Source organism: Streptomyces sp. NPDC002104 (assembly GCF_053593795.1).
This window is the reverse complement of sequence record NZ_JBSFDF010000018.1, coordinates 1-15,065: the sequence shown is the minus strand read 5'-3', so window position 1 is coordinate 15,065 and position 15,065 is coordinate 1. Positions and strand designations below refer to the sequence as shown.

At 74.3% G+C, this 15,065-nt stretch carries 11 protein-coding genes and 1 pseudogene; 6 read left to right on the top strand and 6 right to left on the bottom strand.

The window, feature by feature from the left end:
• Positions 1-118 precede the first annotated feature (118 nt).
• On the top strand, positions 119-1,096 hold the full coding sequence (locus ACWCP2_RS17455) for a DMT family transporter (RefSeq protein WP_450909457.1): 978 nt from the start codon (positions 119-121) through the stop codon (positions 1,094-1,096).
• A complete protein-coding gene (locus ACWCP2_RS17450) occupies positions 1,089-2,309 on the top strand; it encodes an amino acid aminotransferase (RefSeq protein WP_450909456.1) in 1,221 nt (406 codons plus the stop codon). The genes ACWCP2_RS17455 and ACWCP2_RS17450 overlap by 8 nt, the downstream gene beginning before the upstream one ends.
• Before the next feature lie 20 nt (positions 2,310-2,329).
• On the opposite strand, the gene ACWCP2_RS17445 is transcribed toward ACWCP2_RS17450, so the two are convergent.
• From ACWCP2_RS17445 to ACWCP2_RS17435, 3 genes are all read right to left on the bottom strand, one after another.
• Positions 2,330-3,277 (bottom strand): MASE1 domain-containing protein, encoded by a 948-nt coding sequence (locus ACWCP2_RS17445; RefSeq protein WP_450909455.1) that lies wholly within the window; start codon positions 3,275-3,277, stop codon positions 2,330-2,332.
• Positions 3,278-3,352: 75 nt separating this feature from the next.
• Positions 3,353-4,129, bottom strand: a complete 777-nt coding sequence (locus tag ACWCP2_RS17440; RefSeq protein WP_450909552.1) for a PP2C family protein-serine/threonine phosphatase — start codon at positions 4,127-4,129, stop codon at positions 3,353-3,355.
• 168 nt (positions 4,130-4,297) lie between these two features.
• Positions 4,298-5,068: a maleate cis-trans isomerase family protein gene (locus tag ACWCP2_RS17435; protein WP_450909454.1), complete on the bottom strand. Its 771-nt coding sequence runs from the start codon at positions 5,066-5,068 to the stop codon at positions 4,298-4,300.
• A gap of 203 nt (positions 5,069-5,271) precedes the next feature.
• Here ACWCP2_RS17435 and recQ point away from each other — a divergent pair, with 203 nt between their 5' ends.
• From recQ to ACWCP2_RS17420, 3 genes are all read left to right on the top strand, one after another.
• Complete coding sequence (recQ, locus tag ACWCP2_RS17430; protein ID WP_450909453.1) at positions 5,272-7,350, top strand: DNA helicase RecQ; 2,079 nt, start codon at positions 5,272-5,274, stop codon at positions 7,348-7,350.
• A gap of 102 nt (positions 7,351-7,452) precedes the next feature.
• Entirely contained in the window at positions 7,453-9,504 is a 2,052-nt protein-coding gene (locus ACWCP2_RS17425; protein ID WP_450909452.1) for a SpoIIE family protein phosphatase, read from the top strand.
• A 93-nt stretch (positions 9,505-9,597) separates the two neighbouring features.
• Positions 9,598-10,188 carry a GNAT family N-acetyltransferase gene (locus ACWCP2_RS17420; RefSeq protein WP_450909451.1) on the top strand — a complete coding sequence of 197 codons (591 nt, stop codon included), beginning with the start codon at positions 9,598-9,600 and terminating at the stop codon, positions 10,186-10,188.
• A 54-nt stretch (positions 10,189-10,242) separates the two neighbouring features.
• Here the strand turns inward: ACWCP2_RS17420 and ACWCP2_RS17415 are convergent, their stop codons facing one another.
• Complete coding sequence (locus ACWCP2_RS17415; RefSeq protein WP_450909450.1) at positions 10,243-13,068, bottom strand: SpoIIE family protein phosphatase; 2,826 nt, start codon at positions 13,066-13,068, stop codon at positions 10,243-10,245.
• Positions 13,065-14,069 carry a GlxA family transcriptional regulator gene (locus tag ACWCP2_RS17410; RefSeq protein WP_450909449.1) on the bottom strand — a complete coding sequence of 335 codons (1,005 nt, stop codon included), beginning with the start codon at positions 14,067-14,069 and terminating at the stop codon, positions 13,065-13,067. The genes ACWCP2_RS17415 and ACWCP2_RS17410 overlap by 4 nt, the downstream gene beginning before the upstream one ends.
• Positions 14,070-14,264: 195 nt before the next feature.
• On the opposite strand from ACWCP2_RS17410, the gene ACWCP2_RS17405 reads away from it, so the two are divergent.
• Positions 14,265-14,900 carry a cysteine hydrolase family protein gene (locus ACWCP2_RS17405; protein WP_450909448.1) on the top strand — a complete coding sequence of 212 codons (636 nt, stop codon included), beginning with the start codon at positions 14,265-14,267 and terminating at the stop codon, positions 14,898-14,900.
• A gap of 77 nt (positions 14,901-14,977) precedes the next feature.
• Here ACWCP2_RS17405 and ACWCP2_RS17400 read toward each other — a convergent pair.
• A pseudogene (locus ACWCP2_RS17400) lies at positions 14,978-15,065 on the bottom strand (carbohydrate ABC transporter permease); the annotation flags it as partial.

Below are 15,065 nucleotides of genomic sequence, written 5' to 3'. Positions count from 1 at the left end.
TTCTGCCCCAAACGTATGTCCGAGAGGCAGAACTGGCAATCGGCTGCCCCGCCCCAAGCCCTAGCGTTGCCCTGGAACGGACCGGACCGGTCCGCTCTCAGAGGCTGGAGCAATTTCCTTGGTCGCGACGAACACCACCCCGGCGACCGCGCCTCCCGACGCGGCGGGCCCGAAGGCCGGACACCCCGGCCGTTTCGGGCTCTCCCCGCAGGCCGAAGGCCTGCTGGCCCTCCTGCTGACCGTGGCCATCTGGGCGGCCTTCGCGCTCAGCGCCCGCGCCCTGAGCGCCTCCTCCCTGCTGCCCGCCGACGCGGCCCTGCTGCGGTTCGGTGTCCCGCTCCTCGTCCTGCTCCCGGCCCTGTGGCGACGCCGTCGCCGCATCGCGGCGGTGCGGCCGGGCGTCGCACTCAAGATCATCTGCGGTGCGGGGGTGCCCTTCTTCCTGGCGGCGATGCACGGCGGCGCGCTGACGTCCGCGGCCTTCGTCGGCTCGATCGTCCCCGGGATGGTTCCGCTGTTCGTCTCCGCCCTCATGGTCCGCCGCGGACACGGAGTGCCCAGGGGAGCACAGGCGGCCGGGCTCGCGCTGATCGCGGCCGGTGTCGCCGCCCTCGTCTGGCGCTACGTCGTCCCGGTGGACACGGACGTCCTCGCGGGGACCGGCACGCTCCTGGTGGCCAGCGGGCTGTGGGCCCTCTACACGGTGGGACTGCGCGAGGTGGACCTCGATCCCGTCGGATCGATCGGACTGCTGTGCCTGCCCTCCTTCGCCGTGATCGCGGTCCTGGCCCTGACCGGGGTGCTCCCGACCGGCATCGCACACGCCGCCGGCAGCGACATCCTGCTGTTCCTCGTGGTGCAGGGACTCGGAGTCGGGCTGTGCGCGGGCCTGCTGTACGCCTTCGCCATCCGCAGGCTGGGCGCCGAACGCAGCTCCGTCGTCGGCAGCCTCAGCCCCGTCGCCGTCGTCCTGCTCGCCGTCCCCCTGCTCGGTGAGTCGCCGACCCCCGCCGTCCTCGTCGGCGTACCCCTCATCACCGCCGGCGTCGTCCTCGCCAACCGCCGCCCCCGACCCAAGGTGCCCGCAGATGCTTGAGCTCCTCCCGCCGCCCCCCACCGACCCGCTGTGGGACCTGACCTACGAGTTCGGCACCGACGAGCGGCCCGAGCGCCTGAACCTCGTCCTCGGCGTCTACCGGGACCGGACGGGAGCCACGCCCGTCATGGCCGCCGTACGCGAGGCCGAACTGCGCCTGGCGGAGCGCTCGGAGTCCAAGGAGTACCGCGGGCTCTCCGGCAACGCCGCCTTCAACCGCTCCCTGCTGGACCTGGTCCTGGGCCCGGGCCCGGGCGGACCGGCCGACCGGGCCGCGGCCGTCCAGACCGTCGCGGGCTCCGGCGCACTGCGGCTGCTGGCCGATCTGATCTGCCGTACCCGACCCGGCACCACGGTGTGGGTCAGCGATCCGGCCTACGTCAACCACCGGCCAATCCTGGAGGCCGCCGGGCTGACGGTCCGCCCGTACGGCTGGCGCGACGCCGAGGGCGGCTTCGACACGGACGGCGTGCTGCGGGAACTGCGCGAGGCCCGGCGGGGCGACGTCGTCCTGCTCCAGGGGTGCTGTCACAACCCCACGGGCGTGGACCCGCTGCCGGCCGACTGGGAGGCGCTGGCCGACTCGGCCGTCCGCGGCGGCTGGGTGCCCTTCGTCGACCTCGCCTACCACGGGCTCGGCGACGGCCTGGAGGCCGACCTGCGAGCCACGCGGATGCTGGCGGCGCGCGTGCCGGAGACGCTGATCGCCGTCAGCTGCTCCAAGAACTTCGGCCTCTACAACGACCGCGTCGGCTGCGCGATCGTCGTCGGCGCCTCGGACCGGGCCGTGCGGCACGCCGAGACGGCCTTGCAGAACGCCGCCCGGACGCTGTACTCGATGCCGCCCGAGCACGGCGCGGCCGTCGTGACCACGATCCTGGAGGACGAGGGCCTACGGGCCGCCTGGCGGGCGGAACTGGAGGAAATGCGGCGCCGGATCATGGCCAACCGGGCCGACCTGGCCGCCCACTTGAGCGCGCTGGGCCGTGCGGACGAGGCGCGGTCGCTGGCGCTGCAGAAGGGGATGTTCTCCATGCTGCCGCTCACGCCGCACCAGATGCTCCGACTGCGCCGTCAGCACGCCGTCTACGGCGCCACCTCGGGGCGGATCAACATCGCGGGCATCCCCGCGGACCGGATCCCCCGCCTCGCGCAGGGCATCGCGGCGGTCCTCGACCCGGCGGACACGCGCCGGACGGTCCTGCCGGCCTGAATCGCGCGGGTGTCCGGCGGTCACTCCTTCGGCGGGGCCAGGCGGGCCACCACCTCGGCGAGGTCCTCGCAGACCTCCTCGATCTTCAGGCGGACGTTGTCCTGCTCCGTGACCAGGGCCGCCAGCAGCAGCGCGGTCAGGGCGGCCGCTCCGTTGAGCGCCTGGAGGTTGACCATGACCTCCAAGAGGGTGTGGTGGGCGAACGGCCCGACGCGGTCCGTCGCCGCCGTGATCGCCAGGACGGACACGAGGAGGGCGCACGGTGCGCTCCCGGGGAGCCGGAAGCGCACCGCGGCCCAGATGAGCAGCGGGAAGACGAGGAACAGCAGGGACAGGGAGCTGCGGGTGAAGGTGAGGGTGACGGCGCCGACCGCCACCGCCAGAGCCGCCGCCTCGGCCGCCCGGTACGGGTCCCGGGGCAGCCGGGCCCGGGGCAGGACCAGCAGCAGCGGGGTCACCAGCAGGACGCCCATGGTGTCGCCGGCCCACCAGGCCGCCCACACCGGCCAGAAACTCGACAGCAGCAGGTTGCCGGTGAGCACCAGCGTCCAGGTCCCGGCGGTGGCGCTGATCAGCATCGGCGCCAGACCGCCCAGGAACACCAGCGCCAGCCCGTCCCGCAGCCGGTCCAGTTCGGGGCGGAAGTCCACCCGGCGCAGCAGCGCGTAGGCGCACAGCGGGGCCAGGGTGTTGCCCGCGACGATCCCGAGGTCGTCGAGGTCGAACGCACTGAGCCGCTCGATGGCGAGGTAGGTCCCGAGCGCGATGCCCGGCCAGACCCGGGGCCCGAACCACAGCAGACAGGCCACCGCGATCCCGGTCGGAGGCCACAGGGGCGTGACGATGCCCCCCTCGACCGTCACGTGCCGCAGCAGGCCGAGCCGGCCGGTCGCGTAATAGGCGGCGGCCACGCCGAGGATCCGGAGCAGGGCTCCGGCCGGACGTCGCCATTCCACGGTGCGCACCACAGCATCAGACAACGGCCCGGGCGTCCCGGCCGGACGTGACACGCGTGGACGCGCGGCGGGTTGCCGGGGGAGGGGTCAGCGGGGCCGGGCCCCGTCGTGGCTGAGGACGAGCACGGCGGCGTCGTCCGCGTGGCCGGTGAAATCGGCCACCTTCATCACCTCCGCGGCCAGCTCGTCGGGATCGCCCCCCGCCGACCTGCCGACGATCCGGGCCACGCGCTCCAGCCCCTCCTCGATCGGGAACGACGGCCCCTCGACCACCCCGTCGGTGACCAGGACGATGGAGCCCGCCTCCGTCAGCCGCCGGCGGGTCACCGGGTACCGGACCCCGGGGACCGTGCCCAGCGGCGGACCGCCGGGGTCCTCGGCGATGCCGCTGCGGCCGTCCGCGGTGGCCCATACGGTGGGGGTGTGCCCGGCCCGGGCGGCCTGGAGCTCCCGCGTCCGCGGATCGAAGCGCAGCAGACTGCAGGTCGCGAACAGCTCGCTGTCCATCGAGAGCAGTACGTCGTTGGCCCGGCTCAGCACCTCGCCGGGATCGACGACGACGGCCGCGACGGCGCGCAGACACACCCGGACCTGCCCCATGAAGGCCGTGGCCGCCACATCGTGCCCCTGTACGTCGCCCATGGAGAAGGCGAAGGCCCCTCCGGGCACCGCGAAGCCGTCGTACCAGTCACCGCCGATGTCCAGCCCCTGCCGGGCGGGCGCGTACCGGGCCGCGGTCCTCAGCCCGGGGGCCACGGGAAGCGAGGCGGGGAGCAGTTCGCGCTGCAGGGCCTCGGCCAGCTCCACCCGGGCCTGCTGGAGCTCCGCGCCTTCCCGCGCCTGGGCGGTGAGCCGGCCCAGCATGCTCAGCAGATCCTCGCTGGCGGGCCGGGCAGGCTGGCGCCGGGTCACGGGCCGCTCCGGGGTACGTCCATGTGCCTCTGCTTCCGCTGCGCGAAAGACCCGGGCCCATCATATTTCGGCTCGGTGTGCGGCGCCCGGGCAGCCGGGGAGGGCGGAGGACCGGAGGCTTCAGGCCACCGAGAAAAGCCGGCCGTATCCCGTGACCGGGTCGGTCGGGGTGGCCGCCGCGCGCAGGGCCGCCCACAGGAGCGTCTGGTTCGCGGTCAGGACCGGGCGTCCCAGAGTGGCCTCCAGGGCCGCGATCGCCCCGACGGCGCGGAAGCCGTTGCCGCCGATGACGACCGCGTCCGCCGTGTCGGGGACGTGCGCGGCCACCCAGTCGTGCAGGGCCCGCGGCCCGATGAGGGTCTGCCCGCTGGGCAGGCCGCAGGGCGCGGCGTACGGGACCTCGAACCCGGTGTCCTCGTAGTAGCCCCGGCCCAGGTCGCTCAGCGTCTCGTCGAACCACGGCGGGTCCACGAGGGCGGGCCGCCCGGCCCCCAGCGCCCGCAGTGCCTTCACGGTGGCGGCGCAGGTGGCGACCACGGGCAGCCCGTGGGTGCGCTCGCGCAGCCGGTCCAGCATGTACCCCTCCCCGCGCGGGCCGATGACGTAGGCGGAGCTGGTGAAGGCGTAGGCGATCACCGACACCGGGGCGGCCGCCAGCAGCTCGGCGGCGTCGTCCACGTGCGGGGGCTCGGCGAAGGCCCGTACCGGGGCGAGCGGGATGGTGGGGTCGATCGCGCCGCCGCGCCCCATCGCGCGGAACGGCACCCGCGCGGCGTGCAGGCCCACGTCGGCCGGAGCCATGGCGCGCAGCTCCGACTCGGGGCCGACGTCGGCGTGCGGGGTGAGGACGCCGAGGCGGACGCGCGCGTCCCACCCGTCGGGCTGCCACATGGCGTGTTCCTCTCGGAGGCCGGGAGATACCGGGAGATGCGGGAGATACGGGAGATCTCCTACTGTGTCACCGCCCGGGCCCCCGGGGTGCCCGGCCGCGCCGGGTGCGGGGCCGCGCCGCGAGCGGGGTGCCGGCCTCCCGGATGTCCACAGGCCGAGGGGATCCGGGCGGATGTGTCCGAGGAGGTCGCTAGGCTTCTGGGATGACCCCTTCGGAAGCAGCCGTCGAGATCCCCGACGCCCAGCAGGTGCTCCACCGCGTCTTCGGGTACGACTCGTTCCGCGGCGAGCAGCAGCAGATCATCGAGCACGTCGCCGGCGGCGGCGACGCGCTGGTGCTGATGCCGACCGGCGGCGGCAAATCGCTCTGCTACCAGATCCCGGCGCTGGTCAGAGCGGGCACCGGAGTGGTGATCTCCCCGCTGATCGCCCTGATGCAGGACCAGGTGGACGCCCTCAACGCGCTCGGGGTGCGGGCCGGGTTCCTCAATTCGACGCAGCTGTCCGACGACCGGCGCGCGGTGGAGCAGGCCTTCCTCGCCGGCGAGCTCGACCTGCTCTATCTGGCGCCCGAGCGGCTGCGCACCGAGGGGACGCAGCGGCTGCTCGACCGGGGCACGGTCTCCCTCTTCGCCATCGACGAGGCGCACTGCGTCGCCCAGTGGGGCCACGACTTCCGGCCCGACTACCTCGCGCTGTCCATGCTGCACGAGCGCTGGCCGAAGGTGCCCCGGATCGCGCTGACCGCGACGGCCACCGAGGCCACGCACGCCGAGATCGCGGCGCGCCTCGGCCTCCAGGAGGCCCGCCACTTCGTGGCCGGCTTCGACCGGCCGAACATCCAGTACCGGATCGTGGCGAAGAACAACCCGGTCAAGCAGCTGCTGGAGCTGATCCGCACCGAGCACCCCGGGGACGCCGGGGTCGTGTACTGCCTCTCGCGCGCATCGGTGGAGAAGACGGCGGCCGCCCTGGCCGAGCAGGGCATCGACGCCGTGCCGTACCACGCGGGCATGGACTCCCGGGCGCGCGCGGCGAACCAGTCGAAGTTCCTGCGGGAGGACGGGGTCGTGGTGGTGGCCACGATCGCGTTCGGCATGGGCATCGACAAGCCGGACGTGCGCTTCGTGGCCCACCTGGACCTGCCCAAGTCCGTCGAGGGCTACTACCAGGAGACCGGCCGCGCGGGCCGCGACGGCGAGCCGGCCACGGCCTGGCTGGCGTACGGGCTCCAGGACGTGGTGCAGCAGCGCAAGATGATCGAGGGCTCCGAGGGCGACGAGGCGCACCGCCGTGCGCTGGCCGGGCACCTGGAGGCGATGCTCGCGCTGTGCGAGACGGTCGGCTGCCGCCGGGTGCGGCTGCTGGCGTACTTCGGGCAGACCGGAGCGCCGGACTGCGGGAACTGCGACACCTGCCTGACGCCGGCCGAGTCCTGGGACGGGACGGTGGCGGCGCAGAAGCTGCTGTCCACGGTGTGGCGGCTGGCCAAGGAGCGCCGGCAGAAGTTCGGTGCCGGCCAGATCATCGACATCCTCCAGGGCAAGAAGACGGCCAAGGTCATCCAGTTCGACCACGACGGGCTCTCGGTGTTCGGCATCGGGGCGGACCTGGGCACGAACGAATGGCGCGGGGTCGTGCGGCAGCTGCTGGCGCTCGGACTGCTGGCGGTGGAGGGCGACTACGGCACGCTGGTGCTGACCGAGGCCAGCGGCGAGGTGCTGGGCGGCCGCCGGAGCGTGCCGATGCGCAAGGAGGCGGCGCCCGCGCCCGGCTCCTCCCGCCGCGAGTCCGGCGGATCGCGCAAGGGCGGCCGGGTGCCGGTCGACCTGCCGGCGGCCGCCGTGCCGGTGTTCGAGTCCCTGCGCGCGTGGCGCGCCGAGACCGCGAAGGAGCAGGGCGTGCCGGCGTACGTCGTCTTCCACGACGCGACGCTGCGGGAGATCGCGACGCAGCTGCCCGCGACGGTCGCTGAGCTGGGCACGATCAGCGGTGTCGGCGAGGCGAAGCTCGCCAAGTACGCCGAGGGCATCCTGAAGACCCTGGGCGGCGCACAGCCCGAGCCGGGCGCGGCGGCGGGTCCCGCAGCGGCCCCCGGCGCCCCGGCCGCCGTGGTCACCCGGGCCGCCGCGGCGGTCCCGGCGGCCCCGGCCGCCCCGGCCGCCCCGGCCGGGCCCGCCCCCGCCGTGCCCGCTCAGGCGCAGCCGGCCCCGCGGGCGGAGGAGTCGCTCTTCGGCCCGGAGGACGAGGACATCGACCCGCCGTGGGACGACTGGGAGTAGCGGCCCCGTCGCGGGGCGTCCGGCACGACGCAGCGCCGGGCGGCTGAGGCTCGGATAGGGTGAATCGGTAGGAATCGGGCCCCCTGGGGTGAGGTCGGCGCATTGGACACGTACCAGGAGACGAGCGAGGTACCGGAACAGCCGGTGGCTGCTGTCGGGTACGCGGGCGTACTGAGCGAGCTGCTGCCGATCGCCCTGTGGCGTGAGGACGCCGACGGGCTGGTCGTCGAATGGTCGCTGGCCGCCCAGGACCTGCTCGGCCACCGCCCCGAGGACATCCTCGGCCGGGCGGGCGCCGACGTGCTCGTCCCCGACGCCAACCACGAACTCGCCGACCAGCTCACCCGCCGGGTCCAGGCCGGGGAGACGGTCGTCGGCACCCTGCCCGTGCGTCACCGCGACGGGCACCAGGTCACCATGGAGATGTGGATCCTGCCCTCCCCGGATTCCCAGGGGCGCACCGGGTCCATGCTCATCGCCGTGGAGACCACCGAGGTCCTGCGGATGCGCGATGCGCTCGCCGCGCTGCAGAGCCTGTTCACCCAGTCGCCGATCGGCCTCGGCACCCTCGGCCCGGACCTGCGCTTCCTGCGCGTCAACGACGCCCTCGCCCGGATGAACGGCGTGTCCGCCGCCGAGCACGTGGGCAAACGGCTCACCGAGGTCGTGCCCGGGGTCAACGCCACCGCGCTCGAACGGCTCATGGCCAAGGTGCTGGAGTGCGGCTCCGCCGTCGTGGACGTGCGCCGCACCGGCCGCACCCCCGCCGACCCCGACCACGACCGGACCTGGTCCTGCTCCTACGCCCCGCTGCTGGACGGTTCCGGGCGGCGGCTCGGCCTGATCGCCTCCCTCATCGACATCACCGACGGGCAGCGCGCCCAGGCGGAGGCGGAGCGGGCCCGCAGCCGGTTCGCCCTGCTCTCCGAGGCCGGTACCCGCATCGGTACCACCCTGGACCTGCGGCAGACCGCCCAGGAGCTCGCGGACGTGCTGGTGCCGCAGCTCGCGGACTCGGCCGACGTGCAGCTCCTGGAAGCCGTACTGGACCCGGACGAGGCCGGCGCGTCCACCCGCGGCCTGCTGCGCCGCCTGGCCGCCGTCTTCCCGGACCCGGCCGCGCCCACCGCCAAACTCGTCGCCGGGCAGACCTTCCAGATCCCGGCGCACACCGCGTACGAGCAGGTCATCACCGAGGGCCAGGCCATGAACCTGTTCACGGCCGACATCCCGGCCCTGATCAAGGATCCGCGCGCGGCCGCGCTGCGCGCCTATCTGGCCACCCTCGGCTGCGCCCGGATGGTGCCGCTGGTGGCCCGCGGGCGGGTGCTCGGGGTGGTGGTGGTGACCCGGGAGCGCGGGCGCGACGTCTTCGACCACGAGGACTGCGTGCTCATCGACGAGGTCGTCGCCCGGGCGGCCCTGAACATCGACAACGCCCGGATGTACACGACCCAGCGCGCGGCGGCCCTGACGCTCCAGCGGAGCCTGAGCAACAACGCGCTGCCCGAGGTCGCCGGCCTGGAGCTGACCGGCCGCTACCTGCCGGCCAGCGACCACGACGTCGGCGGGGACTGGTTCGACGTGATCGAGCTGCCGGACGGCCGGACCGGCCTGGTGATCGGCGACGTGATGGGCCACGGCATCCACGCGGCCGCGGTCATGGGCCAGCTGCGGACCTCCGTACGGACCCTGGCGCGGCATCAGGTGACCCCGGAGCAGATGCTCCGCTCGCTGGACGCGGTGGTGGCCGATCTCGGCGAGGACGAGATGGCCACCTGCGTCTACGCCGTCCACGACCCGGTGACGGGCGTGTGCGTCATCGCCCGCGCCGGACACCCGCCGCCGGCCGTGGTCACGGCGGCCGGGGCGGTGACCTTCCTCGACGGCCCGCCGGGAACCCCGCTCGGCACGGGCGGACGGGAGTTCCGCACGCAGGAGGTCCGGCTCGACCCGGGCAGCGTGCTCGTGCTCTACACCGACGGCCTCATCGAATCCCGGGACCGGGACCTGGACGAGGGCATGGCGGGACTGGCGGACGCCCTGAGGGGGGCGGGGGAGCCGCTGGAGGCCCTCTGCGACACGATCCTGGAACGGCTCCTCCCGGAGGCCCCGCAGGACGACGTGGCGGTGCTGCTGGCCCGGATGCGCTGATTGCACTAGTGCGATAATGGTTTGCCTCTAGTGCAAGCCTGGATTATCTTCGCTGCCATGCCTGCTCCCACTGCCATGCCTGCGACGACTGCCATGCCCGCTACCACGGCCAAGGCGCCGTCCCCCGTCACGCTCACCGGTCGCCACGTCCGTCTGGAGCCGCTGACCGGACGCCATCTCCCCGACCTGTTCGAGGCCGGCGGCCGCGACGAGGAGGTCTGGCGCTGGCTGGGCGGCTCCGCGCCGCGGACGCTGGAGGAGCTGAGCGCCAGGCTCGACATCGTGCTCCACGGCGACTACCTCCCCTTCGCCGTCATCCACCTCGAAAGCGGCAAGGCCGTCGGCTGGACCACGTACCTCGACATCAGCCCGGCCGACGAATGCCTGGAGATCGGCTGGACCTGGTACGGGCGCGCGTACTGGCGCAGCGCCGTCAACACCGAGACCAAGCTGCTGCTGCTCGCCCACGCCTTCGAAGACCTCGGCATGGGCCGGGTCCAGCTCAAGACGGACCACCTCAACACCCGCTCCCAGGCCGCGATCGCCCGCCTCGGAGCGCAGCGCGAAGGCGTCCTGCGCCGCCACCGGCGGCGCCCGGACGGCACCTGGCGCGACAGCGTGTACTTCTCCCTGCTGGCCTCCGAATGGCCGGAGGCCAAGGCCCGGCTGTCCGCCCGGCTCTGAAGCCCGGTCTGAAGCCCGGGTCCGCTGCCGCCGGTCCGCAGCCGCCCCCCCCGGCTACCAGGCCAGGTCTTCCAGGGCGTCCAGGTCCAGGACGGCCGGGGGCGCCGGCTCGGCCGCGCCCGTCAGGGGGAGCTCCGCCCAGATCACCTTGCCCCGCTCCGTGTACCGGGTGCCCCAGCGCTCCGCGTACTGGGCGACGAGGAACAGGCCGCGCCCGCCCTCGTCGGTGGTGGCCGCGTAGCGCAGGTGCGGCGAGGTGCTGCTGCCGTCGGAGATCTCGCAGATCAGGGTGCGGTCCCGGAGCAGCCGGACCCTGATCGGCGGGGTCCCGTAGCGGATGGCGTTGGTGATCAGCTCGCTGAGGATCAGCTCGGCGGTGAAGGTGACGTCGCCCAGCCCCCACGCGGTGAGCTGCGCGGAGCCCGCCCGGCGGACCCGGGACACGTCCGAGGGGTCCGGGAGCACCTCCCACTCCGCGATCCGCTCGGCCGGGAGCCGCCGGGTGTCGGCGATGAGCAGGGCGATGTCATCGCTCGGCGCCGGGAACAGCAGCGAGGCCAGTACGTCGGAACAGGCCTGGTCGGGGCTGCGGCCGGGCCGGGACAGGGCCTCGGTCAGCAGGTCGAGGCCGGTGTCGAAGTCCCGGTCGCGGTCCTCCAGCAGCCCGTCGGTGAACAGCACGAGCCGGCTCGCCTCGGGCAGCCACAGCTCCACCGCCTCGAAGGGCATCCCGCCGACGCCCAGCGGCAGCCCGATCGGCAGCTCGGGGTACTCGACGTAACCGTCGGGCCCGACGAGGGCCGGGCCGGGGTGCCCGGCGCTGGCCATGGCGCAGTGGCCCGACACCGGGTCGTACACCGCGTACAGGCAGGTCGCCCCGGTGACACCGGCGGACTCGCCCTCGCCGGCGTCCTCGTCGGCCGAGGACTCGTCCTGGTCGATCCGGTCGATGAGCTCGTCGAGGTGGCCCAGCAGCTCGTCGGGCGGCATGTCGAGCGTGGAGAAGTTGTGCACGGCGGTCCGCAGCCGGCCCATGGTGGCGGCGGCGTGCACCCCGTGCCCCACCACGTCGCCGACGACCAGCGCGACCCGGGCCCCGGCGAGCGGGATCACGTCGAACCAGTCCCCGCCCACCCCCGCCTTCGCGGGCAGGTACCGGAAGGCGACGTCCACCGCGCTCAGATCGGGCAGCGCCCGCGGCAGCAGGCTGCGCTGCAGGGTCACCGCCACCGCGTGCTCGCGCGTGAAGCGGCGGGCGTTGTCGATGGAGACCGCCGCGCGCGCCGCCAGCTCCTCGGCGAAGGACAGGTCCTCCTCGTCGAAGGACTCGGGGGTGTCGGCCCGCCAGAAGTTGGCCATGCCCAGGACCACCCCGCGCGCCTGGAGCGGTACGGAGACCAGCGAGTGCAGCCCGTAGTCCAGGGCCACCCGGGTGCCGTCCTCGTCCTGGGCCCGCCAGCCGAAGGCGGCGTTCAGATCGGCCGCCAGGACCGCCCGCCCCGCGTCCAGGGCCGCCGCCATCGGCGCGGTCGCCACCACGAACCGGATGACGTCGCCCACCGGCTGGAGCGGGGAGTCGGCGCGGATCCCGCTGATGGCGGCCCGGCGCATCTCGGTGTGCGTGCCGCTGCCGGGCTCCTCGCCGCGCAGCACCGGCTCCAGCAGCTCGACGGTGACGAAGTCCGCGAACCGGGGGACCGCGACCTCGGAGAGCTCCTCGGCGGTGCGCACCACGTCCAGGGTGGTCCCGATGCGCACGCCGGCGTCGTAGAGCAGCTGGAGGCGGTCGCGGGCGACCGCGGCCCGGCCCGAGAGCGCGGCGAGCTCGGTGGAGTCGCGCAGGGTGGTCACGGTGCCCGTCGGGCGGCCCCCGTAGGGCTTGGTGGGGCGTACGTTCACGGCGAGGAGCCGGTCGCCCGCCCGGTGGACCTCGTCGGTGGCGGCCCGCCCGGAGGCCAGCAGCGCGGCCGTGGTCGGATCCAGGCCGAGCTCGCCCACGTGCCGCGTCTCGGCGTCGGCGGGCAGGTCGAGGAGGCGGCGGGCCTCGTCGTTGGCGAGCAGCAGCCGGCCCTCGGCGTCGATGATCAGGACGCCCTCGCGGACGGCGTGCAGAACCGCTTCGTGGTGTTCGTTCATCCGGGTCATCTCGGCCTCGCCGAGGCCCCGGGTCTGGCGTCGCAGCCTGCGGCTGACGAGGGCCGCGCCGCCGGTGCCCAGGAGCAGGGCGCCGGTGGCCGCGCCGAGGAGCAGGGGCAGCTGGCCCTCGACCCCGTCGCCCACGTTGGCGACCTCGATGCCGGTGGAGACCAGGCCGACCACCTTGCCCGAGGCGTCCCGCACGGGGACGACGGCACGGACCGCGTCGCTCGGCTTGCCCTCGAACGTCTCGGTGAAGGCCTGACCGGCCGCGGCGCGCGAGAGGTCACCGGTGGCGCGCTGTCCGATGAGCTCGGGGCGGGAGTCGGTGTACCGGATCCCGTCGGGGGTCATGACGGCGATGAAATCGACGCCCGAGGCCCGGCGGGCGCCTTCGGCCAGCGGCTGGAGCACGGCGGTGGGGTCGGCGGACTTCAGGGCGGCCGGGAGGCCGGGGGCGTGCGCGAACCCCTCGGCGGCGGCGAGGGAGCGGTTGCGGGCGTCGCGCTGGCTGTCGTACCGGGCCTGGAAGAACAGGGCCGTCGCGGCGGCCGTGATCAGCACCAGTACGAGGACGGCCTGGAGGGCGAAGACCTGGCCGGCGACGCTGCGGGTGCCGGGCGAGAGGTGCGCGAACAGCCGGGAGCGTCCGGGCCCGGTTCCGGGTGGGGACCCGTCCTCGGGAGGGGGCCTGTCCTCGGGCGCTCCTTCGGAGCCCCTGGTCGGGCCAAAACGTCCGGTCATGAGCCATTTCTAACACTGTCGGCGGGGTTTGGGGGAGGCCCTGGGGGTCCTGGTGCGGTAGCGGCCGCACGGTACGCGCGGGGGCTCGTGCCCACGTACGAGGTGAAGTGCTGGCGGAAGGTGACCTCGCTGGCGAATCCGGCCCGCCGGGCCACCTCGGTGACCGGGTGATCGGTGCGCTCCAGCAGTTTGCGGGCTTCGTCCAGACGGTGGCCGAGGAGCCATTTGTGCGGGGTGGTGCCGGTGGCCGCGGCGAAGTGCCGGGCGAAGGACCGCGGGGACATTCCGGCCCACCGGGCCAGGGTCGCCACGTCCAGCGCCTCGTGCAGCCGCCCGAGCGCCCGCTCCCGTACGACGGCCAGCGCCTCGGCGGTCCGGTCGGCGACCGGGGTCGGGCGGTCCAGGTACTGGGCGTGCTCGCCGGTGCGGAAGGGGCCGGTCACCATCGCGCGGGCGATGGCCGCGGCCGCCTCGGAGCCGTGGGCCTCGCGGACCAGGTGCAGACAGAGGTCGATGCCGGAGGCGACTCCGGCGGAGGTCCACAGCCCGTCGTCCCCGACGTAGAGCGGGGCCTCCTCGACGCGCACGGCGGGGTACCGGCCGGCCAGGGCGGGGGCCAGCGACCAGTGCGTCACGGCCCGCCGGCCGGCCAGCAGCCCGGCCTCGGCGAGGATGAAGGCGCCGGCGCACAGGGCGGCCACCACGATGCCCCGGGCGTGGGCGTCCCGCAGGGCGGCGAGGACCGGTTCGGGCGTCGGGTCGCTCGGCCGGTCCAGCGCGGGGACCACGACGAGGTCGGCGCCGGCGAGCCAGTCGAGCCCGCGGTCCGGGGTCAGGGTGAGCCCGCCGGGGAGCGGGATCGGCCCGGCGGCGAGGGCGCACCGGCGCAGCTCGAAGGGCGGTACCCCGCGGTGGCCGCGGTCGTGCCCCCAGACCTCGGTGATGACGGCCAGGTCGAAAGCGCGGATGCCGGGCTGAACGACGATCGCGACGCGGTGCATGGCGTGAGTGTGCCACGGTGGCCCCGCCCCGGGGGAGGGCCGAGCCCCCGGAAAATCCCGCCGACACGCCCCCGACCTGCGGCTGAGCCCCCCTGCGCAGCTCGTCGGGCCCGGACTGCCATGGTGGCAGGATCCCATCGGTTCGCGGGTTCGGCGGTACTGGTTCGCAAGCGCGGCCCGGCCCAGGATGAGGGCATGACGAACGAGAACGCGATCGACATCGAGATCACCGCGAACAGCGCCCTGCTGGTCATCGACGTCCAGCAGGGCTTCGACGACGCCGGCTTCTGGGGCCCGCGCAACAACCCGGCCGCCGAGGAGAACATCGCCGCGCTGATGGATGCCTGGCAGGAGACCGGCCGCCCGGTCGTGCTCGTGCAGCACGCCTCCCGCACCCCCGGCTCGGTCCTCGCGCCGGACCGGCCCGGCTACGCCTTCAAGGACTTCGTCGCCGAGCGGGCCGGCGGGGCCGCACTGCACCTCACGAAGTCCGTGAACTCCTCCTTCTACGGCACCCCGGACCTGGCCGACTGGCTCACCACCCAGGGCGTCGGACAGCTCGTCATCTCCGGCATCCAGACGAACATGTGCGTGGAGACCACGGCACGCATGGCCGGGAACCTGGGCTACGAGGTCCTCGTGCCGCTCGACGCCACGCACACCTTCGACCTGGCCGCGGGACCGGGCCCGGACGCGCCCCGCCTGACGGCGGACCAGCTCGCCGCCGCCACCGCGGTCAACCTCCAGGGCGGCGGCTTCGCCCGGATCACCACCACCGCGCAGCTGCTGACCGCGGCCCGCACCCCGATTCCGGCCCCCGCCCGGGCCTGACCCCTGCCGGGCCTGACCCCTGCCGGGCCTGACCCTGCCGGGCCTGACCCTGCCGGGCGGGGCCCTGCGGGGTGCTGGTCGTTGAGCATGACCAGCGGCCCGAAGAAGTTGTTCCAGCTCGCGGTGAAGGAGAAGAGGAAGAGGGTCATGAAGCCGGGCAGGAGC